We start from the raw sequence: 19,322 nt of genomic DNA on the forward strand, positions 1-19,322 counted from the left end.
TGCCTGATCCGCCCGACCCGGCTGCTGTCGTCCAGTGGCCGGGTCGGGCGGTGACGGGAGCCGGACAGTCCGGCCGATCACAACAGGGGGTTTCTCATGATCTGGATCATCAGCAAGCGCCGGCACACCGTCCGTCTGCAGGCAGCCCAGGGCCGCCTGGCCCGCATCAAAAGCCAGCGCGACGACGCGGACCTGACCGCCGACGCGCTGGCCGAGGATGCCGTGCAGCGGACCGAGCGCATCGAGCAGCAGGCCAGCCGCATCGAGGAGCTGGAGCTCGCCCTGGCCGCCGCCCACCGCGCGGCCCAGCGGCTCGACACCGACCTGGACCGCGCCGCGGTCGAGATCGGCGAACTGCGCCGCATCCGCGTCCTGCTGGAGGGCGCGCTCGGCCACTACATCGACGCCGCCGAGCAGCCCGTGCACATCCTGGTGCGCGACAGCCGGCTGCACAGCATCCACCGCTCGAAGAAGGCCGCCGGGCAGGCCGTACGCCAGGCCGACCCCAGCGTGCCGGACCTGATGACGTGGACCTCGCGGCCGGGAGCCGACCCGGCCACCGGCTGGTGGCACGCGGCACCTGCTCTGCCGCCGTTGCCGGTGCCGCCGCAGGCCGCGGCGATCGAGGCGTACTACCGGGCCCTGGAGGCCCGCAGGCCCGCCGTGTTGCCGTCGGCGGCGGCCGGCGGACACGACAGCGGCGGTCCGGGCCAGCGCGTTGCGGCCCGTGACGTCGAGGCCGCGGATGCGGCGGTGTTTGCGCGGTCGCTCCCCACGGCCTGACTGTCGGCTGCCTGATCCGCCCGGCCCGACCGCTGAACGACGGCGGTCGGTGCGGGCGGTGACGGGGAGCTGGACAGCCCGGCCGCCGTCGCCTGGCTGCGCCAGCACCTCGCGCAGGACAGCAGCACGCTGCCCGCCCTGCGCTGACCACCTGCTCCACACAGACGGCCCTCCGAGTCCCCGGCATTCAAGCTGCCGGGGCCCCGGAGGACCTGGTGACGACATTACCCACCGCCGCAGATCCACGGTGCCCCTTCTCGGCGGCGCCCGGAAGAGAGAGGACAATCCGTGGCCACCAAGCCCGCCGCACGCCGCCGGCGCCCCGCGGCGAACCCGAAGCCCCGCAACGGGCGCGCCAAGGCACCGGCGACGCCGGTCTCCGTTCCCGCCCAGGCCGCCGCCCCCAATGAGACGGTGCCGCCGGTGCACCCGGAGGCCGACCTGGTCCTGGCCGATGCCGCCGACCGGGCCGCCGACGTCATCGACCTCGCGCGTGAGGAGGCCGCCGTCCTCCAGGCGGAAGCCGAGAGTGCGGCCGCGCGTACGGTCGCCGACACGCACGAGCAGGTCACCGTGCTGATGTCCGAGGCGCAGACCCGCGCCGCGGGCATCACCGACGATGCAGGCCAGGAGGCCACCGCGCACCGCGCGGCGGCGAAGAAGGACCTGGAGGCGGCGCGCGGTGAAGCCGACCGGCTCCTGACGGAGGCCCGTGACCGGGCCAAGGCTCTGGTGACGGAGGCCCGAGCGCAGGTCGCCGACCTCACCGAGCTGGCCGTCGCCGACCGCGAAGCGACCGGCAAGGCGGTTGCCGAGCTGCGCCGCCTGGCGGAGGCCGACCTCACCGAGATCAGCACCCTGGTCGACCAGCGCCGCATCGAGGCCGGCCAGATCCTCGCCCGCGCCCAGGAGCAGGCCGACGCCCTGGTGGCTGCGGCGCAGCGGGAGGTCGACCAGGCCCGCGAGCGGTTCGCTCAGCTCGCGGCGACGGCGGCCGAGCAGTACGACGGCCGCCGGGCGGAGGCGGAGGCGCTGTACGCGGACGCGGTCAGGGCCGCCGACGAACGGCGCCGCGAGGCCGACGACCGCGTCGCCGCCGCGCACACCGAGGCGGAGGCCGCCCGCACCGAGCTGCGCGAGAAGCTGCGCGCGCTCACCGACCAGTTCGACGCGGAGGCCGTTGCCAGGCGCAAGGCTCTCACCGACGAACTCGCCGGGCTCCAGGCCGCCTGCGACAAGCAGCGCGAGCGGCTGCGGGAGGAAGCCAAGACCGTCGCGGTGCAGCTGCGCGAGACCGCCCGGAAGGAAGCGAGCCGCATCACCACCGAGGCGGAGCGCAAGGCGAAGGCCGTCACCGAGCGGGCGAAGGCCGATGAGGCCCGTGCCCGTCGGCTGCTCGATGAGGCCCGCGAGGCGAAGAAGTCCGCCTCCCGCTGGAACGGCTGGCAGCAGAACGTCAGCCGCAAGGCGTGGAAGACGGCCCCGTGGATCGCGCTCGCCGCCGGCGTCGGGCTCGCCGCGTCTGGCGAGTACGAGCTGGCCCGCATGGTCGGCATCAACCAGTACGTCGCCCCGCTGCTGCCGGTCAGCATCGACGTCTACTGCGTCACCGCGTTCCGGGCCAAGAAGGACATCCCGTACGCGTTGCTGCTGATGGCGTCGGCGAACGTGACCTACCACCTGTCCGAGCAGGCGCACCTCGTCCAGGACGGTCAGTCGGCTCCCTGGCAGCTGACGACGTTCGTGGTGCTGATCTTCGTGGCGGTCATCTGGCGCGTCCACACGCTCATGCACGGCGACGGTACGGACGGCCACGGCAGCAAGGCCGCTGCGGTCGTCCGTACCGGTACGGACGGTGGAAACGGAATGCCCGCCCGTACAGGTACGCACCGGCGTACCGACGCGACGGACGCTGCGTCGTCCGGCCGTACAGAGGGCGCGAGCCACGACCTGTACGCCGCGCACAACGCGGTTCGCACCGACGGCACGGGCGCCGGATGGGACGGTACGGACCCTGTACGCCCCGCCGCGCACCCGCCGCACGGCGGCGAGGCCGAAGCGGCGGTGACCAGGGCATACAGCGCCCGTACAGGCGGCGTACACACCCCCTCCGAGGGTGCGGCGCGTACAGGTACGGCGACTGTCGGGCGTACCGGGACGGCCAGTGCGGCCGCACAGGGACGCACCGGCGCCATCAGCGTCCGTACACAGTCCGGCGGCGAGCGCGTCCCGGGTGCCCGTACAGGTACGACAGCCGCATCGCCTTCTGCAACCGGAACGTGCAGTACGGGGGGCACGGACCGTCCCGGTACGCCTGTACGGACGGACGAAGAACTCCTGCCGCTCGTACAGAACCTCCCCCGCGGCGAGGACGGGTTCGTGACCCTCTACCAGGCCCGAACCAAGCTCTCCGTCAACAACGACCGCGCGGTGCGCCTGCTCTCCAAGGCCGGCCTGCTGCGCCCCGAGGACGCGGACAAGCACCTGGCCTGATCCACCGTCCGGCACACACCAGTGAGGGCCAGCCCATCGGAAGTGGGCTGGCCCCCGCTGCGACTGCCGGAAGCAGTCCACAGCCCCCCGAGTACAGCAGATCCGACCCCGCGGAGGCCCCAGTGAGCACCGACAAACCCGAGAAGCAGCCTCTCACCGACGAGGAGGGGAGGCCGTTCTTCGACGACCCGAGGGCGGCGCTGCGCCAGATCGCGCAGAATCCCGCCGCGTACGCCCGCTACGTGGCGGACTTCCACCGGGTCGTGCTGGACATGCAGGCCAAGCTGGAAGTCCTTGAGCACGAGACCCGTGTGCACTGCCGCGGCACCCGGGTGGAGGGCGACAAGAGGGGCCAGGCCTTTCTGCGGTCTTTTCCGGTGGAAAAGTCGCTGCACGACGTCATCAGGAACCTCAAGAAGGCCGTCTCCGGACTGGAAAAGAGCGCCCATCGGCGCCACGCCCACGACGAGAAGGTGAAGGAAGTCAGGAAACAGCGGAAAGAAAAGATCCAGATCAAACAGCGGAAGCAGAACCCGCAGATTCAGACCGCTCCGCAGAATCCGCCGCAGCAGGGCGCGCAGGGCTCGGATATGGGATATGGTGGTCCCACGTCGATTTATGACCTGCCTCGCAGGGAGTCGGCGTGAGCGCCGGTCGCCCGCTCACGAAAGCCGAGCGGAAGAAATACAACCGTGCAAAACACGAGCAGAAGATCAGAGAGGATCTGATCGCCCGGCACGGCACCGACCTCGGCACCTTTTATTACTGGCTCCGGTTCATGCATATCCGGGGCACCCAGGCCCACCGCGGCGGAGACACGGACTTCATCCGTGACGTCGCGCTCGCCCTGGAGAACGTCCACCGCCGCCACGCCGGCTAGCACTCCGCGTCCCGTACGAAGGGCCGTCTCCGATCGCCGGGGCGGCCCTTCGGCGGTCCCAACGCGTGCCGCGCGTGGCGCGTGGCGCGCGTGTCGCGCACGCGCGTACGCGAGGCCGCTGACGGCTGTCAAGCTCTGGAGGAGGGTTGCATGTCCGACGACACCGACAACAACGTGGTCCATCTCCCCACCCGGGACCGCAATTCCGGCACCATGCCGGAAGCACCCGATGCCGGGGGGCTTTTCTATTCCGAACCGCCCGACAGTAACGGCTCTGCGGAGCCTGTGGAGGGCGGCGCAGCGGGCCACCCGCCCATTCGCGCGCCGATGTCCCCGGAATCGGCTCTGCGGGAAACGGGAATGCCCAGTCCCGAGGAGTACGAGGAAGGCGAATACGAGGAGGAGGGTGAATATGTCCAGCCTCGTTCTCTTGCTGACCGGCTCGGCGACTGGCTCGAATACCGGATCGCGGTGGGCCGGGCCCGTCTGGAGGAAGAAGCGCCGTACCGCGAGGCAGAAATAGCGCGGAAAGTCGCCCTGCTGGAAGGGGAGGCTGCCAGGAAGAACGGGCTGCTGGATGCGCAGAACAAATTGCGTGAGGCTCGTTTCAAGGCGCAGGCTGACCGGGCGGGTGCTCAGGGCAAGTCGGATGCGGCCGCCGCGAAGGCGAGCCGGTCCGCTGCCGGGATGGGCGCCGACAAGGGCGGCCGGGGCAAGACGTCGTCCGGCTCCGGCGGCGGCTCCGGTTCCGGCCGGGGCTCCGGCGGCCGCGGCCCGGGGGCCAACAGCTCCGGTTCCGGGGCGGGTTCCGGCGGCAAGGGGCCCGGCCGCTCCGGCAGTGGTACGGGCACTGGCGGCGGTAAGGGCTCCGACCGTTCGGCCGGCGGTCGGGACCAGGGCGGCAAAGGCAAGGACTCCCCCGGCCGCGGTTCCGGGGCGGGCGGCGCGTCCGGCGGCGCCGGGAAGGGCTCTGATCGCTCCGCTGGCGGCCGTAACCGCCCTGGTGGGGGCAAGGAGTCGTCCGGCGGTTCCAAGGGCCGCCAGAACGGCTCTGGAAGTTCCGGCAGTTCAGGCAGGGGCGGTTCGAGTGGGAGCGGCAAAGGCGGTTCGAAGAACAACGGGGGTGATAAGGGCGGCGGGAGGGCAGACGGCAGCAAGGGCGGCAGGAACGACGGCTCCGGCAAGGGGCCAGGCAGCGCGGCCGCGGAACGCTCTCCGGGACGTCAGCAGCGGGCCGCCGACCGCCAGGCCGCGCGACAGCAGCGGCGTGCCGCCGACCAGGCCGCCAAACTGGACGACCGCTCCAAGGACCGCGATCAGGCCCGCGCCCGCAGGCAGGCCGCGTGGGAGGAACGCCGGGCGAAGAAGGCCGAGCGTGACGCCGCGCGGAAGACGAAGAAGCAGCAGGCCGCGGGCGCCGGCCGTACGACGCTGGGCGCGGCGCTGGCGGAGGAGGCGCAGCGGCGCTGGGACCAGCGCCGCGCCGCCGGCCAGGACAAGCCCGGTAAGGACGGCAGCAAGGCGAAGGACGCCTCCGGAGGCCGGAAGGTCGATCTGACCAAGGGCAAGAAGGGCCCGGGCGGCACGTCGGAGAACAAGCCTGGCGCCGGCGGGGCCGGCAAGGAGGACGGCTCCGGTGCCCCGAAAGTCGACCTGACCAAAGCTCCGAAGGACAAGGGCGCAGACGGCAAGGCGCCCGGCAAAGGGCCGAAGGACCAGCCCGAGCCCAAGGACGGGCCCAAGAACAAGCCCGAGGACAACAAGGGCAAGGACGAGAAGGCTCCTGACGGTGGCGGCACCGACAAGGACGGCGCTGAGCCGCAGGACAACGCCCCGAAAGACAGTTCCAAGGCCCGGAAGTCCCACAAACGCAAGCGACGGAGGCGCAAGTCGGATGCCGGTGCGTCGGGCCCGAAGGGCGCCACACCGGACGACGCCCCGTACGGCGACCCCTACGACAACCCGTACGACGGCCCGTACGACGGCGCGGCACAGGGAAGCCGGTGGGACGCCTTCTTCACGGACTTCGGCTCGTCCTTCACGGACTGGTTCGGCCGGAAGCACGAGCCGAATGGCCCCACCGAACCGCCCGAGGAGCCGGGACCGGCCCTGCGGCCCGAGGACCTCGGCGTCAACGTCGACCGTCCCGACCGGCCGGTGCAGTCCTCGCAGCCGTTCCCGTCCCAGGACGAGGAGGACATTCCGGATGCGGAGATCGTGCCGCCCCGGGCCCTGGGTCCCGCTCCGGAGCCGCACTTCGCGCGGCCCGGCACCACCCGTCCCACCTCCGAGGAGGAGAACTCCGTGACCGCAGAGGTCAAGACCGCGTCGGGCCAGGGCGGCCTGGCCGCACAGCACCGCACCAACATCACCTTCGGTGAGTACCTGGTGGACATCGCGAACATCGCGCTCGCTGCCGGCTGCGACAAGGAGCGGGCCGAGCAGCTGGCCGACGCCCTGGCCAAGGTCGCCGACGCCCTGCGGGAGATGGCCGCCGACCTGGTCGGTGACCACAGCATCTCCACCCGGGTCACCAACTTGATCGCGGACCTCGCCGACGCCGCCGGGCGCATGAAGGCACAGGCCGAGCGGTGTGCCGCCGAGTGCGAGGTCGCGGCCGAGGCCGCCAAGCTCGCGGCCGTCTCGGTCGCCCGGGTCTACGGCGAGGACATGCAGGAGGTCGAGGACAAGGGCCTGCAGTACGCCTCGGCCGCCGTTCACCACGACTGACGAGGAAACTGCTGATGAGTGAGCTCGAACCCCGCCGGGCCGGCGCAGCCGCCCCGGCGGACGGCGACAACCGGTACAAGTCCGTCCAGCGCAAACTCAAGACCCTCCGCCAGGCGATGGACCAGGCCGAGACGGAACTCGCGGCGCTGGTGCGCAGTATGCGCGCGAACGCCACCCGCACCGAGAAGCTGGCCGGGCACATCGCCCATGCCGAACTCGACCACAAGTTCGTCGAGCTGACGAACCAGGTGGCCGTCGCCCTGGGCGGCGCCGCCGTCGAGGTCCGCACCCTGCACGAAACCGCGCAGGAAGTCTCCGGCCTGGCCTACGACGCGCAGCACACGCACGCGCGGCTGTACGAGGGCCTGGACGACATCCGCTCCAACCGTAAGGAGCGCACCCCCAAGCCGGGCTTCTTCGCCCACTGAACCCCTCCCCCACCCAGCGCGGGGCGGCCCGCCGGCATGGCGGGCCGCCCCACGCGTTCGTCCCGAAGGAGAAGCCGTGTCCGTGCCGCGCAGCGTCGCCCTGGAGCGCACCCTGTACGCCCTGGCCGCCCCAGTCCTCGCCGCGGCCCCGAACCTGGCCCCCGACGGCCCCGTCAGCACCGTCGTGCAGTTGGCCGGCGCCGCCGGTGTCATCGGCGGCGCCCTGGCCGCCAAGGGCGACCAGCCCGGCGCGGGACGCAAGATCCTGCGCTGGTCGCCGCCGGTGCTCGCCGCCGCCGTCGACGTCGCTGCCCAGCACACGCCCGGCTGGGGCCCGTGGTGCCTGGACGCCCTGCTGGCCGCCTCCTGGGCCGCGGCCGGGTGGCTGGTGATGCCCTACGCCCGGCATGCCCGCCGCCGCCACCGTCCTGCCCTCGCCGCTCCCGCCCCGCAGCCGCCGCCGGCCCCCGAGCCGGCGGCGCAGCCGGACGACGGCACCGACGCCTTCACCCGCCAGGTCCGCCGGCTGTGGGAGAACCGCGGCCTGCCCGGCAACACCCTCGTGGTCAAGGCGACCGCGCACGAGGGCATGCCGCACGACCTGTCACTGCTGCTGCGCGCCTGCGAGCCTGGCCGGCCCATCACCGGCCTGCGCGACGAGGACGTCGCCGCCGCGTTCGCCGTCGACGTCAGCGATGTGCACATCGAGGAGGTCGTGCGGCAGTACGGGCGTGAAGGCGGCCCCGGCTGGAAGCACGTGCACGTCACCCCCGATGCGGCGGAGCGGCGCCGCACCGCCCCCACCACCGGCGAGTGGTGGGCCGAGCGGATCGCGGCCGGCCCCGTGCCGGGCTCGGAGTTCGTCAAGAAGGTCCGCGACCAGCAGCGCGAGGTCACCCACTACATTGCCCAGGTCCCCGATGAACTGGGCGAGCCGCGCGTCAACCTGCACGCGCTGGCGGCCGCGCTGAAGACCAAGTACGACGAGGGCCGCCTGTTCGTCACCGTCGACGGCAGCCAGGTCCTGGTCTCGTTGTGGGACAGCTCGCCGCTCGCGCAGGTCTTCCCCGCCACCCGCGAGCTGCTGACCCCGGATGCCGACGGGCGCTGGGTGACCGGCTACCTCGGCAACGGCCAGCCTGCCCGCAACCGTGTCTACACCGACCGGGGCGCCGCCCACGGCCTGTTCGTCGCCCCCTCCGGCGGCGGCAAGACCCAGCTGATGGGCCTGCACATTGCGGCCGACGCGCTGTTCGGTGCTGTGGTCATGCTGGCCACGGAGGCGCCGGACGAGAAGACCGCCGCGCTGGGAAAGCACACGGCCCGCTACGGCGTCGGCGCCCTCTACATGGTCCGGCTCCTGCGGGTCCTGGTCGCGCTGATGGACATCCGCGGCCAGATGCCGTGGGAAGACGGGCTGGTCCACGAGTGGGACCCGAAGCGGCCGGGCTGCCCCTACCGGATGCTGTCCGCCTACCTGGACGAGTTCCTGTCCGCTGCCCGCAACGGCGCCTACGGCGTAGAGATCATGGAGCTCGCGGAGCTGGTGTCGGTCAAGGGCCGCAAGTACGGCGTCGGCCTCAAGGTCGCCGGCCAATCCGTCTACGTGCAGGACGGCTTCACGCAGCTGCTGTGCGAGAACCTGCGCGAGAACTGCATCCCGGTCGTGCTGAAGGTGGCCCCCGGCAAGGTGGGCACGATGTTCAAGGCCCTGGGAATCCCGGCCGAGAACACCCCCGACCCCCTTCCCCGCTCCTTCTCCTCGGAGGAGGCGGGCCGGATCGAGCGGGTCATGCGCGGCGAGCCCGAGCCGCCCGCCGACTCCAACACCGGCGGCGCCGGCTGGATCATCGAAACCAAGCAGCCGGATGTCCTGCGCACCCTGTACATGGACTTCAAGGCCGGCATCGACGACTGCTTCCCCGACACCGTCGCCACCCTGACGGACCACGAGATCCGCGAGCTCGAAGCCCGCGGCCTGTGGTTCGACTGGTCCGAACCGCCCCGCCCCGGCGAGTTCGGACCCGCACCCAGCGACGACGAAGACGGGGACGACGACGCGCCCTACAAGGCCGGCGGCGAGCACCACAGCGGGCAGCCCGCAACGCACCGCGACGCGGTCACCTCGACCCGCCAGGCGCTGGAGGCCATCAAGCGTCTCTCCGGCGTCTGACCCACCCCGCACCGCCACTCACCCCTCAGGCCCGGCCGGATACGGCCGGGTCAGCTCACCCTTGGAAGGACACACCGCCGTGGCTGTATCGATCTCCGTCGTCGTCCTGCTCGGCATCATCGTCTTCGTCATGATTCGCAGCGGCTGGGTCCGCCTGTGGCCCGCCCTGGCCTGCGCCGGATTCGGCTTCTTCCTCGCCTCCACCGGCGTCGCCCCCGTCATCCGGGACACGCTCGGCTCCGTCGCCGGCTGGATCGCCCGCATCTGAGGCCGCCCCGGCCGCCGGCGTCGAAGGCCGCCCCTCTGCCCGCACCTTCGACGCCATTCCAGGAGCGCCGATGCCCCACACCCCCACCAGCTCCGTCACCCGCCGGCGTGACCCGGCCGCCTCCACCGGCCCGGCGCCCGCACCGTCGGCGGACCTCTCCTTCGAGCAGCGCCTGACGCTCATCGAGGCCGCGATGAGCGTCAGGCTGGACGAAGCGGCCGTCGCCTACGAAATCAACACCGCCCACCTCGCCACCGCGCCCGTCGACCTGGCCGACGTCGTCACCGGCCCCACCGAGCCCGCCGGTCCAGCCGGAACCGGAGCCCGGCCGCTGCCCGAGCTGTATCCGACGCCGGTCGCCGCCCTGCTCCAGCGCGCCCACCACCGCCTGCTCACCGGCGGCTGGTGCACCGGCACCCTCGTCGACGCCGACGGCGCCCGCTGCCTGTACGGCGCCGTCTACGCCGAAGCCGGCGGTGACTGGCGTCTGGAATCGGATGCTCTGGACGTCCTCCTGGACGCCATCCGCAGGGAGTTCGGCGACCAGGTCGAGTCCGTGCCCGCGTTCAATGACGCCTTCGGCGGCCCCGGTGTCCCGTTGCGCCTGCTCGGCCAGGCCGCGGTCCTTGCCGACGCCCGCGGCGTGTAGCTCCGGGCCACTTGCCTCGCGTCAGTACCCCCACCCCGGGGCCGGACGCGGGGCAAGCCACCCGGCAGACATCACCACACCCATCACCGCAGCAGCGAAGGAGCAACCGCACCATGGCCAACGACACGCCGCTCACCGGACAGACCACGCTCTGGGCCGGCACCTACCACGGACGCCACGGCGGCACCCCGGTCACCGTCACCGCCACCCGTGACGACACCCGTGCCCAGCCCTATGCCTGGGCGTGCACCTGCGGTGCCTCCCGCCACTTCGCCACCGAGTACGGCCTGGGCCGCAGCGCCTGGCGCCACACGCACCCCACGGCCTGGGCCCGCATGCGGCAGTGGACCGCCCGACTGTTCCGGCGCAGCACCACCGCAGCCTGACGCCCTGCCTGGTCCTCGCCCGCCCGCACCCCGGGCCGGGCGAGGACCGGACAGGCCGCCCGGCCACCCGCCGCACCGTCTCCCGCGCCCGCCGACACCCATGTCGGTGGCGCGGGGCTGTCCACCCTTGCCTGCCGGAGGAGACCGACTCGTGCTCATCCCCCGCCCCTGCCGCCGGCTCGGCCGGCCCCGCCCGCACCGCCCCGGCCCCCGCTACCCGCAGCCTCCTCGTCGGCTGCCCGGCGCCTGGCGCCGGTGATGCCCCGCCCCCGCACGCGGCGCCGCCGCGAGGTGACACGGGTGCCGCGCAGCGCAGCGCGGCTGCCGGAATTCGACCGCCGGGCTTGTCCCGAGGGCCTGGTGACGCGCAGGCAGCTGCGGGAGATGGGGCTGTGCCCCGGCGGGCACGGCCCGGTGGCAGTGCTGCGCTGCAAGGCGTGCGCCTACCGGCCCGACCAGGCGTGCATCCATCCGACCCGGGCCTGGCTGTACCGCGTGGACCTCGCCCGGCCGAAGCGCACGCCGACGCTGGCCCAGGAAGAGGCGCTGGATCAGGCGATGGCCGCCCGCCAGACCTGCCCGGCCTGCGGCCGCCGCTACCACCACTGCCTGCCCCTGAAATCCCTCGGCTTGTGCCTGGAGTGCCACGACGGCACCCCGGCCGCCCCGGACAGCTACTGCCTCCCGACCCCGGCCGGGCACCGGCTGGCCGCCTGACGGCCCCGCCTTTTCCCACCTCACCGCACCACTGACCCGCAGAGGAGACCTGCCGTGCCCGTACGTACCCTGACTGCCCAGCAACCCGGCCCCGTGCTGATCGACATCGAGCTCCTGGGCGCGGGCAGCACTGTCACCGTCCGCACCGACGCCACCCGCACCGACGCGGAGGTCACCATCCGCACGGCCGACGAGTCCGGCGTCTCCGCCGATGCGGTCCGTGACGCCGAGCTGCGCTGGGACGCCCGCGGCGCGCTCGTCGCCCACGTCCAGGGCACCGGCGGCATCAGCGGCGGCACCACGATCGTCAACAGTGGCGGCGGCGCTTTCACCGTGGGATCCCACTTCGGCGTCGTCCAGCACGTGCAGAACAACGTGGGCTCGATTGTCATGGTTTCCGGCGGCGACCTGAACCTTGGCGGCGGCCGGTACCAGTTCCACGGGACCGGCACTGTCCATGTGGTCCAGGGAGCGTCTCCCGTCGAGATCAGTGCTGTGGTGCCTGAGGGCTGCTCGGTCACTGCCCGCACCCAGTCCGCTGGCGTCACCACCGACGGGACGTTCACGGCCGTTTCCGCCGCCACTCAGTCTGGCGATGTCCGTGTCCCCGGCCACAGCGAGCGGGTCACCGCGAACACGCAGTCCGGGGACATCGACGTGCACAGCGCGCCGCACATCATCGCCAAGACGCAGTCCGGCGATATCCGGCTCGGCCGCACCGACGTCACCGAGGCCAGCACCCTCGCCCGTAAGACCGGCAAGGGCGCGTTCTGGGACCTTGCCGACCACGGCATCAACGGCACCTTTCACCTCGACGGTGCCTGGCACCACGGCTGGGAGACCCTGGCCGCCCTCATCGCCACCACCAAGGCCACCAGCCGGTGACCCGCACCGCCCTCGACCGCGTCCGGACTTCCGCCGGCATCGTGAAGCTCGCCCTGCAGCAGATCGAGGACGACCTGCGCGGCGAGAGCGACGCCCGCATCCTCGCGGAGGTCCTGCGCGAACTGCACCACGAAGACCACCGTCAGGACGGCGTCTTCGGCTCCCTCGCGCAGCTGCTCACCGTCGCCGCGCAGGCCGCCGAACGGATCGAGCTGGACCGCGACGGCGAGCTGTCGCGCCCGCTGCGCACCGCCGCCGCGCTCATCACCGGCGACGCCGGCCTCCAGATCTCCTGAACCCCCGTGCTCTTGACCTGCAAGGAGAAGTCGCATGAACACCGTTTGCCTGGACCGCGCGCTGCCCGTCGACACGACCATCCCCGACCCCTCGCTGGTCTGCCTGATCGGCCCGGCAGGCTCCGGCAAGTCGACGTGGGCCAGTACCTGGCCCGACACCCAGGTCCTCGAACTCGACCGGTTCCGGGCTCTGGTCAGTGACGACGCTGGCTGCCAGGAGGCGACCGGCGATGCGGCCGCCGCGCTCCAGGCCGTCCTGAAGGCCCGCCTCGCCCGCCGGAAGATGACGATCGTCGACGCCACGAACACCGAGAAGGCCGTACGCGCTGACCTCTTGCAGGCGGCCCGTGACCACGGGGTGCCTGCAGTCGCCTTTCTGGTCTGTGCTCCGGTCGACGTGTGCATCGCCCGCCAGGCCGGCCGCAGCCCGGCCCGCGCCGTACCCGAGGATGTCGTGCGCCGTCAGCACGCCGACACCATCGCCGCGTTCCCGCACCTGCGCGACGAGGGGTTCGCGCACGTCGTCTTCGCCGACACCATCCACCGCCTGGAGCCGCTGCTGCGCCGCGCCAGTGCCACCCGCCGCGCGGAGCTCGGCTGGAACGGCGGCGGTGGCCTGCCCGGTCTGCGAAGGGCTGGATGCCTGCTCGGCCTGCTGACGGTGCGTCGCGTCTTCGGCTCCGAGGTCCTGCCGCTGTGGCGCTGGCGCGCCGACTCGCAGCTTGCCGGCGGCGACCGCGTCGGCGAGATCCGCCTCGGCCCTGACCGCATGGTCCTCGCCCTGCGTACGAGCAGTGAGGATGTGGGCGCTTTCGGGTTCGACCTGCTGGTGGGCTGCCCGGTCGACGACGGCTGCGTTGCGCCCGCGTGGGCGCCGGTCTTCTCGGTCTGCGATCTCCTGGCCGCGCACACCACCGCCATCGTGCACCCGGACACCGTCTGCACCGTGCACGGCGGCCCCGACCGCACCGGTTGCGACCAGGGCGGCGACCACACCGACGGGGACGAGACCCACGCGCCGCGTCCACGGTTGTGAAGTTCTGCCCCGCCTGACCGGACGCTTTCGGCACGGCCCCGCCCCGCCCGGCTGCCCCGGCCGGGGCGGGGCCGCGCGGTGTCCGCCCGGTCAACCGGACCGGACGACAGGGACCTGCTGGAGGTCACCGTGTCCCTCGCCCGCCGCTCCCTCATGGAAGCCGCAGCCGATCGTTTCGGCTGGCGGCGCGCGTACGGCGACACCGCCGAGGTCGACGCCCTGCTCACCGAGCAGACCGACACCGCCTACGCCCAGGCCGCCGACCACGCGGCCCTGGCCACCGCGAAGAACGACAACGTCTTGGCTGTTCAGCCCGCCGTCCTGGACGTCCGCGGCCGGGTCTTGGCCGACGTGCTGTACCTGGAGGGCGTCCTGGCCGGCGCCCGAACCCCCGGCCTGGCGCCGGAGCTCATCGCGCGCCTGGAGGACGCCGTCGGTCTCGGCCACGAGCTGACGGTGCTGCTCGCCGACACCGTCCGTACCGCCGCCGTACACACGGCCAGCGGTACCTGAGACGCCCGGGGCGGCCGCCGGCCAACACACCCGGCCGCCCCGGAGCCCCCTTCCAAGGAGTTGCTTCACCATGTCTGCACAACCTGCCGTCCGGCAGTGTCCTCGCCTGCCCGACGGGACGGGCACTGCCTCCGTCGACGCCGGCAGCACACTGCCGACGCAACCGGTCGAAGTCGCCTTCGTCCCCGCAGAGCCGCACGAGACCGAGAAAGAGCCCGGTGTGGGCTGGCTCCAGCCCACGGGTCTGGTGGTCCACACCACCTGGCACGCCCCGTACCCGGACCGCACCCGCCCGTACTGCCAGGGCCGTGCCGTCGAAGGGGCGCAGTCCTGGTGCATCTCCACCCCCGACGGCCGTGAAGTAGCCGCTTTCGCCTACTTCACGCGCGACCGGGCCGAGGATGCCGCGGCCGCCATCGCCGCCACCCTGCCGCAGGGCGCATGGCCCCGGGAGACGGCCGGTGATGACGGCTTGTACGAGCGGGCCTTCGACGCCTCCACCGGTCCGGAGATGCTGCCGCGCACCGATGGCCGGGGACGGCCCGGCTGGGGATACGGCGCAGACTGGATCCACTGGCGGATGCCGCCCACCCGCGCCCTGTACCACCGCATGATCGCCAAGCATGGTGGCGCAGCACCGGCGAAGTACTGCCTCTCCTGCCGGAAGACCGTACGCCGGGCCCGCCGCGACGGATGGATCCCGCGCACCGGACACTGGCCGCGCTGGGGCACTCATCGCCCCGGCAGCCGCAGCAAGGTGCACTGCTACTGCTCCCAGTGCTACGTATCGGTGACCATCGGCACCCTCGGGCAGGTCACCGACGAGCACGGTCACACCGCCCCCGCGGCGCGTTCGGTCGGCATCCACAGCCCCATCGGCGAGAACGGCCCGGCGGCGTTCGGGCTCGGTGCCGGCTCGGTGCTGGCCGAGGACCGGCCGTTCGCCTGGTTCCGCTACCTGCTCGCCGACAGCGGCCACGTCATCCTCGACAACCGCCCATGCTCGGGGCTGTGGCCCGAAGGCGTGCGGCACGACGACGCCTTCCTGTGTGAGACCGGGTTCACCGGAGCCGACGAACAGGACGCCATGAGCTGACCGAGCTGTCCGGGCAGACCACCCGGGCTGGCGCCGACCAGCCGGTGCCTGTCACCGGCATGGCACAGCTGCGCCACCACCTCGCCGCCCGTGCCGCCGGCCTGCCTGTGGCACCAGCCACCACTACCGAGGACCGCGTCCAAGACGACGCCCTGGCCGAAGACTTCACCGGACTGCACGCCTGACGGGCCGTCCGCGCCGCCCCGGCCGCGACCGGGGCGGACCGGTGTGGCCAGCCAGCCTCGCCTTCACTGCCGAGTTTCCGTTCCTCACCCCTTCACGACCAGGAGGTTTCCCATGAACACCGACACCGTCGCCGAGACGATCTGTTACACCGCCGACGTCGTCCTGCGCGCCGCCGGCGGCGCCGGGCATGTCCTGCTGATCAAGCGGCGGTGGGATCCGTACGCCGGCCGCTGGGCGCTGCCGGGCGGCCACGTGGACGTGCACAAGGGAGAGACCAGCCTGGCCGCTGCCGTCCGTGAGCTGAAGGAGGAAACCGGCGTGGCGGTCCCGGCCGGCGATCTGTGGCAGGTGGGTGCCTACGACGCCCTGGGCCGCGATCCCCGCGGCCGGTACGTCACGGTCGCCTACACGGCCACCTTGCCCTCGCCGGTCCCGCCGGCAGCGGCGGATGACGCCGTGGACGCCCGGTGGTGGCCCCTGAACGCCCTCCCGGCCCTCGCCTTCGATCACGGCGAGATCCTTGCCAGTGCCGTGTCCCAGTGGTCTGCCACGGCCAGGACCAGCAGGACCGACACGTTCGCCGCTCTCAGCGACTGCTTCCGGACCGACCTCGCCGCGCTCGTCTCGGAGGAAGCACCGCAGGCCCTCACCGCGAGCGGCTTCATCGACCTGGTCGAGCGGGCCCGCGATGCCCTGAGCAGCGCGAGCGTCGGCTACCTGCAGGAGGCCGCCGAGGACCTGGACGCCGCAGTCTCCCGCCTCACGGACGCGCTGACCAGCTCCGAAGATGAACAGTCTGCGCTTCTGGCGCGGGCGCGTATCCGTCTGCGCGACGCCATTGAGGCGACCCGCTGACCGTGCGTTGAGCGCCCTCCGTGCCGCCCCGTCCTCGGCCGCCGGGGACGGGGCGGTCGCGGTGGCCCCTCAACAGCGAAGCGAAGGGAGATGGACGTCATGCCCCTGGCCCACTTCGAGGTCGACGTCCCCATACGCAGCACCGGCCAGCCGGGCCTGCGCGGTGTGCACGTCTTCACCGGCCCGGCCGACAGCCGCAGTGCCGCCGTGCGGATCGCGCACGAGGTCTACGACGCGGCCCGCGCCGCGCAGCAGGCCGGAGGCGAGATCCCGCGCGGGCGGCCGGACGGCTGGACAGCCCGCGGCTACCGGCCCGGCTGGGAGCTCGACTGGACGGCGGCGACCGCAGGCCGCTGGAACAACCCGTACAGCTGGGCCCGCGTCAGCGACCTCGAGCTGTAGCTCTGCCCCGGGACAGGCGTCCAGGCGTGGAAACCGACCGCCTGTCCCGGGCCCAACCCATCCCGTACGAGACGAGAGGGAGGACCCCAGTATGGGCTCCATCCTGCGTGCGCGGCCCCGTTTCGGGCAGCACGCCCTCCTGGTGACCACGGCCGCCGTGCCGGTGGCTGGCTGGTCCCTGCACGCCGTGGCCCTGCACCGGCGCCTGGCCGCGGCCCGCAAGTGCCAGCTGACCGGGCTGCCCGGCCGGCCGGAGCTGCTCGCCTACGGCGACCGGCTCCTGCGCACCGGTCGCCGCGACACCGTGCACCTGGTGCTGCTGGACGGCGACGGCTTCAAGGCCGTCAACGACGCCCATGGTCACGCGGCCGGGGACGCCGTCATCCGGGCTCTGGGCCGGCGTCTGGCCCGCTGGTGCACGGGCCGCCGGGCGCTCGCGGCCCGGCTGGGCGGCGACGAGTTCGCCGTCGCCACGGCCCTGCCGCCCGCCGCGGCCCTGGCGGAACTGGCCGCGCTGCGTGAGCAGCTGCAACAGCCGCTCCGCTACGAGGGGCTGACCTTGCGGCTGGGGGTTTCGGCCGGTATCGCCCGCGCCGCGGACCTGCCCGGTGAGCCGTGCAGCCGCCTGCTGCGCGGCGCGGATGCGGCCATGTACCAGGTCAAGAACGGCAGGGCGGTGTTCCCGTACTGCGCGTCGCGGGCCGACGCGTACGCCGAAACCGTCAACGGCCGCCGACTCGGTCGGCGGGGCGCCGCACAGCCGGAGCGCGCCGCATGAACGGTACGCCGCTGCCTCAGGACGACTGGATCCGCGGCATCAGCATCCGCCAGCCGTACGCGGCGTGCATCCTCGCCGGTGCCAAGACGGTGGGGAACCGTTCCGTGCGGTGGCGGCCGGGCTGGGTGCTGCTGCACACCAGCAAGACCATCGACCAGCCCGCCCTGTGCCTCCCGCTGGTCGCCCGCACGGTCCGCGGCCGCGAGCTGGTCACCGGCGCGGTGGTCGGCATCGCCCGGATCACCGGTTGCCACCAGGACCGCGAAGGGCAGCCGCCCTGCTCGCCGTGGGCGCATCCGGATGCCTGGCACCTGGTGCTCGCGGACGTGACGGAACTGCCCCTGCCGGTTCCCGCCCGCGGGCAGGTCGTTCCCTGGAGACCGGCGCAGGACCTGCTGGAGCGCGTCTTCCAGCAGTTGCCCGGCTTCCGGCCGTGACCCGCACCCGAGGCAAAAAGAAACCGCTGTTCGAGGCGGGCCTGATCCCGGCGCCCGGCGCTCTCCTCGACTGGCGCGACAGCCAGCACTTCGATCGCTGGCAGGACCGCCCCTGCGTGCTGTGCGACAGGCCCACGCCGCTGCGCTCCCACTACGGGGAGCCCGTGCACAAGACGTGCGCCGAAAACTGGATCGCCGCAAACCCCGTCGAGGCCCGTCTCGGCCGGTTCGCCTCCGACCTCCAGTCCCACCGCCGGCACGACGACGACCACGCCTGACCCTCCCCTCGGAGGCCCCTATGAGCAGCACCGACCGCGACGTCGACGCCTACCCCGAGCCGCCCGCCTCCCCGTTGTGGCACCGCCACCCGAAGGCGCTGCCGCTCACCGACGCCCAACGCAGGCGCAACTACGACCTGCTGGACACCGCCTCGCGCACGTCCCGTACGACGGCCGCGTAGGAGGAGCGAGATGTTCACCGACATGCGCGAGGCCCTCGACGCAGAATCCCTCGACCTCGCTCCGCCCGGCGCCGACCAGCAGGCCGCTGCGGCCCGCACCGTCGCCCGCCTCGCGACCAGCACGGAGGACCTGGTCCTCCTCCTGGACGCCATCGGCCTGCCCGGCGACGACGCCACCCTCGCCACCCTGCTCCCCCTCCTTCCCCGCTGCAAAGGAGACACCGACATGCCGCAGCCCCAGCCGACACCGGCGCCGAAGTCCCCCACCACGTTCGAGGCGATGGCGCTGTCCATGTACTACGCCGACGCCAGCGCCGCCGAGATCACCGCGGCGACCGGCCTGTCCGAAGACGAGGTCACCACCCTCGTCAACGCCCAGGAAGCCAAGACCGAGGTGATGCTCGACGCCGACGAGCAGACCCGTACCGGCAGCACCCCGCTGCCCGAGGCTGACGATCCGGTGGAGCAGTTGCTCGCCTGGGCCGAGGCCCACCCGGCGGCTGGCATCCGCGCCAAGGCAGTCAGGGTCCGCAGCGACCTGGCCGACCTGACCGCCCGGCGCGCCGCTGACGCCGCCCAGCGCAAGGCCGAAGAGCGTGTCGCCCGCCTCAAGGCCGAACTGGAACGAGCCCAGGAGCAGCTGCGTGTGGTGAAAGCCGGCTCCCGCCCGGCCAGCACCGCCCCGGCAGCCGAGCCCACCCCGATCCGGGCCGGACTCGGCAGCGGGCGCGCCCCGCAGGAGCTCACCGCCATCCGCACCTGGGCGCGTGCGAACGGCCATGTCGTCGCCGACAAGGGCATGGTGCCCAAGGCGGTACTGGCGGCGTACGACGCCGCCCACCAGGCTCCGGACCGGAAGGCGGGCTGAAGC

The 19,322-nt window shown here is 72.7% G+C and carries 24 protein-coding genes; all 24 read left to right on the top strand.

What is annotated here, in order from left to right; translation table 11 throughout:
• Positions 1-96: 96 nt before the first annotated feature.
• The 24 genes from JXZ78_RS23775 (at position 97) to JXZ78_RS23885 (ending at position 19,319) form a co-directional block, all read left to right on the top strand.
• On the top strand, positions 97-783 hold the full coding sequence (locus JXZ78_RS23775; RefSeq protein WP_030019343.1) for a hypothetical protein: 687 nt from the start codon (positions 97-99) through the stop codon (positions 781-783).
• Positions 784-1,071: 288 nt separating this feature from the next.
• The gene (locus tag JXZ78_RS23780) at positions 1,072-3,276 is read left to right on the top strand and encodes a hypothetical protein (RefSeq protein WP_030019342.1); all 2,205 of its coding nucleotides are present in this window, start codon (positions 1,072-1,074) and stop codon (positions 3,274-3,276) included.
• A gap of 122 nt (positions 3,277-3,398) precedes the next feature.
• Positions 3,399-3,923 carry a hypothetical protein gene (locus JXZ78_RS23785; protein WP_078624131.1) on the top strand — a complete coding sequence of 175 codons (525 nt, stop codon included), beginning with the start codon at positions 3,399-3,401 and terminating at the stop codon, positions 3,921-3,923.
• Positions 3,920-4,156 (top strand): hypothetical protein, encoded by a 237-nt coding sequence (locus JXZ78_RS23790; RefSeq protein WP_030019340.1) that lies wholly within the window; start codon positions 3,920-3,922, stop codon positions 4,154-4,156. The genes JXZ78_RS23785 and JXZ78_RS23790 overlap by 4 nt, the downstream gene beginning before the upstream one ends.
• A 360-nt stretch (positions 4,157-4,516) precedes the next feature.
• Complete coding sequence (locus JXZ78_RS23795) at positions 4,517-6,886, top strand: ICP22 family protein (RefSeq protein ID WP_157851525.1); 2,370 nt, start codon at positions 4,517-4,519, stop codon at positions 6,884-6,886.
• A gap of 14 nt (positions 6,887-6,900) precedes the next feature.
• The gene (locus tag JXZ78_RS23800) at positions 6,901-7,314 is read left to right on the top strand and encodes a hypothetical protein (RefSeq protein ID WP_033037419.1); all 414 of its coding nucleotides are present in this window, start codon (positions 6,901-6,903) and stop codon (positions 7,312-7,314) included.
• Positions 7,315-7,390: 76 nt separating this feature from the next.
• Positions 7,391-9,487 (top strand): P-loop NTPase family protein, encoded by a 2,097-nt coding sequence (locus JXZ78_RS23805; protein ID WP_030019337.1) that lies wholly within the window; start codon positions 7,391-7,393, stop codon positions 9,485-9,487.
• Between the two features lie 79 nt (positions 9,488-9,566).
• Positions 9,567-9,755 (top strand): hypothetical protein, encoded by a 189-nt coding sequence (locus JXZ78_RS23810; protein WP_030019336.1) that lies wholly within the window; start codon positions 9,567-9,569, stop codon positions 9,753-9,755.
• Positions 9,756-9,825: 70 nt separating this feature from the next.
• Complete coding sequence (locus tag JXZ78_RS23815; RefSeq protein ID WP_030019335.1) at positions 9,826-10,404, top strand: DUF6197 family protein; 579 nt, start codon at positions 9,826-9,828, stop codon at positions 10,402-10,404.
• Positions 10,405-10,517: 113 nt separating this feature from the next.
• Positions 10,518-10,790, top strand: a complete 273-nt coding sequence (locus JXZ78_RS23820; protein ID WP_033037418.1) for a hypothetical protein — start codon at positions 10,518-10,520, stop codon at positions 10,788-10,790.
• A 258-nt stretch (positions 10,791-11,048) separates the two neighbouring features.
• Positions 11,049-11,507, top strand: a complete 459-nt coding sequence (locus JXZ78_RS23825) for an RRQRL motif-containing zinc-binding protein (RefSeq protein WP_030019332.1) — start codon at positions 11,049-11,051, stop codon at positions 11,505-11,507.
• A 54-nt stretch (positions 11,508-11,561) separates the two neighbouring features.
• Positions 11,562-12,392 carry a DUF4097 family beta strand repeat-containing protein gene (locus JXZ78_RS23830; RefSeq protein WP_030019331.1) on the top strand — a complete coding sequence of 277 codons (831 nt, stop codon included), beginning with the start codon at positions 11,562-11,564 and terminating at the stop codon, positions 12,390-12,392.
• Entirely contained in the window at positions 12,389-12,688 is a 300-nt protein-coding gene (locus tag JXZ78_RS23835) for a hypothetical protein (protein WP_050502309.1), read from the top strand. Before JXZ78_RS23830 ends, JXZ78_RS23835 begins: the two co-directional genes overlap by 4 nt.
• A 34-nt stretch (positions 12,689-12,722) precedes the next feature.
• A complete protein-coding gene (locus JXZ78_RS23840; protein WP_030019330.1) occupies positions 12,723-13,724 on the top strand; it encodes an ATP-binding protein in 1,002 nt (333 codons plus the stop codon).
• 78 nt (positions 13,725-13,802) lie between these two features.
• Positions 13,803-14,237, top strand: a complete 435-nt coding sequence (locus JXZ78_RS23845) for a hypothetical protein (RefSeq protein WP_030019329.1) — start codon at positions 13,803-13,805, stop codon at positions 14,235-14,237.
• A 70-nt stretch (positions 14,238-14,307) separates the two neighbouring features.
• Positions 14,308-15,333, top strand: a complete 1,026-nt coding sequence (locus JXZ78_RS23850; protein ID WP_030019328.1) for a hypothetical protein — start codon at positions 14,308-14,310, stop codon at positions 15,331-15,333.
• Positions 15,334-15,392: 59 nt separating this feature from the next.
• Positions 15,393-15,518: a hypothetical protein gene (locus JXZ78_RS40370; protein WP_275128082.1), complete on the top strand. Its 126-nt coding sequence runs from the start codon at positions 15,393-15,395 to the stop codon at positions 15,516-15,518.
• Between the two features lie 112 nt (positions 15,519-15,630).
• Complete coding sequence (locus JXZ78_RS40830) at positions 15,631-16,374, top strand: NUDIX domain-containing protein (RefSeq protein WP_078624130.1); 744 nt, start codon at positions 15,631-15,633, stop codon at positions 16,372-16,374.
• Positions 16,375-16,464: 90 nt separating this feature from the next.
• A complete protein-coding gene (locus tag JXZ78_RS23860; protein ID WP_106968737.1) occupies positions 16,465-16,776 on the top strand; it encodes a hypothetical protein in 312 nt (103 codons plus the stop codon).
• A 91-nt stretch (positions 16,777-16,867) separates the two neighbouring features.
• On the top strand, positions 16,868-17,554 hold the full coding sequence (locus JXZ78_RS23865) for a GGDEF domain-containing protein (protein ID WP_030019325.1): 687 nt from the start codon (positions 16,868-16,870) through the stop codon (positions 17,552-17,554).
• Complete coding sequence (locus JXZ78_RS23870; protein WP_030019324.1) at positions 17,551-17,991, top strand: ASCH domain-containing protein; 441 nt, start codon at positions 17,551-17,553, stop codon at positions 17,989-17,991. Before JXZ78_RS23865 ends, JXZ78_RS23870 begins: the two co-directional genes overlap by 4 nt.
• Positions 17,988-18,269: a hypothetical protein gene (locus tag JXZ78_RS23875; RefSeq protein ID WP_030019323.1), complete on the top strand. Its 282-nt coding sequence runs from the start codon at positions 17,988-17,990 to the stop codon at positions 18,267-18,269. Before JXZ78_RS23870 ends, JXZ78_RS23875 begins: the two co-directional genes overlap by 4 nt.
• A 20-nt stretch (positions 18,270-18,289) precedes the next feature.
• On the top strand, positions 18,290-18,451 hold the full coding sequence (locus tag JXZ78_RS23880; RefSeq protein ID WP_167745404.1) for a hypothetical protein: 162 nt from the start codon (positions 18,290-18,292) through the stop codon (positions 18,449-18,451).
• Positions 18,452-18,461: 10 nt separating this feature from the next.
• On the top strand, positions 18,462-19,319 hold the full coding sequence (locus JXZ78_RS23885) for an Lsr2 family DNA-binding protein (RefSeq protein WP_030019322.1): 858 nt from the start codon (positions 18,462-18,464) through the stop codon (positions 19,317-19,319).
• Positions 19,320-19,322: the final 3 nt, after the last annotated feature.

Origin of the sequence: Streptomyces monomycini, from assembly GCF_022271435.1 — a bacterium.
GTDB lineage: Bacteria > Actinomycetota > Actinomycetes > Streptomycetales > Streptomycetaceae > Streptomyces > Streptomyces monomycini.

Bases quoted from the DNA above. Each gene is read 5' to 3' on its own strand.
- JXZ78_RS23840 (WP_030019330.1), top strand. From the start codon at position 12,723: ATGAACACCGTTTGCCTGGACCGCGCGCTGCCCGTCGACACGACCATC.
- JXZ78_RS23800 (WP_033037419.1), top strand. From the start codon at position 6,901: ATGAGTGAGCTCGAACCCCGCCGGGCCGGCGCAGCCGCCCCGGCGGAC.
- JXZ78_RS23820 (WP_033037418.1), top strand. From the start codon at position 10,518: ATGGCCAACGACACGCCGCTCACCGGACAGACCACGCTCTGGGCCGGC.
- JXZ78_RS23825 (WP_030019332.1), top strand. From the start codon at position 11,049: ATGCCCCGCCCCCGCACGCGGCGCCGCCGCGAGGTGACACGGGTGCCG.
- JXZ78_RS23885 (WP_030019322.1), top strand. From the start codon at position 18,462: ATGTTCACCGACATGCGCGAGGCCCTCGACGCAGAATCCCTCGACCTC.
- JXZ78_RS23865 (WP_030019325.1), top strand. From the start codon at position 16,868: ATGGGCTCCATCCTGCGTGCGCGGCCCCGTTTCGGGCAGCACGCCCTC.
- JXZ78_RS23815 (WP_030019335.1), top strand. From the start codon at position 9,826: ATGCCCCACACCCCCACCAGCTCCGTCACCCGCCGGCGTGACCCGGCC.
- JXZ78_RS23870 (WP_030019324.1), top strand. From the start codon at position 17,551: ATGAACGGTACGCCGCTGCCTCAGGACGACTGGATCCGCGGCATCAGC.
- JXZ78_RS23775 (WP_030019343.1), top strand. From the start codon at position 97: ATGATCTGGATCATCAGCAAGCGCCGGCACACCGTCCGTCTGCAGGCA.
- JXZ78_RS40830 (WP_078624130.1), top strand. From the start codon at position 15,631: ATGAACACCGACACCGTCGCCGAGACGATCTGTTACACCGCCGACGTC.
- JXZ78_RS40370 (WP_275128082.1), top strand. From the start codon at position 15,393: ATGGCACAGCTGCGCCACCACCTCGCCGCCCGTGCCGCCGGCCTGCCT.
- JXZ78_RS23880 (WP_167745404.1), top strand. From the start codon at position 18,290: ATGAGCAGCACCGACCGCGACGTCGACGCCTACCCCGAGCCGCCCGCC.
- JXZ78_RS23850 (WP_030019328.1), top strand. From the start codon at position 14,308: ATGTCTGCACAACCTGCCGTCCGGCAGTGTCCTCGCCTGCCCGACGGG.
- JXZ78_RS23860 (WP_106968737.1), top strand. From the start codon at position 16,465: ATGGACGTCATGCCCCTGGCCCACTTCGAGGTCGACGTCCCCATACGC.
- JXZ78_RS23795 (WP_157851525.1), top strand. From the start codon at position 4,517: ATGCCCAGTCCCGAGGAGTACGAGGAAGGCGAATACGAGGAGGAGGGT.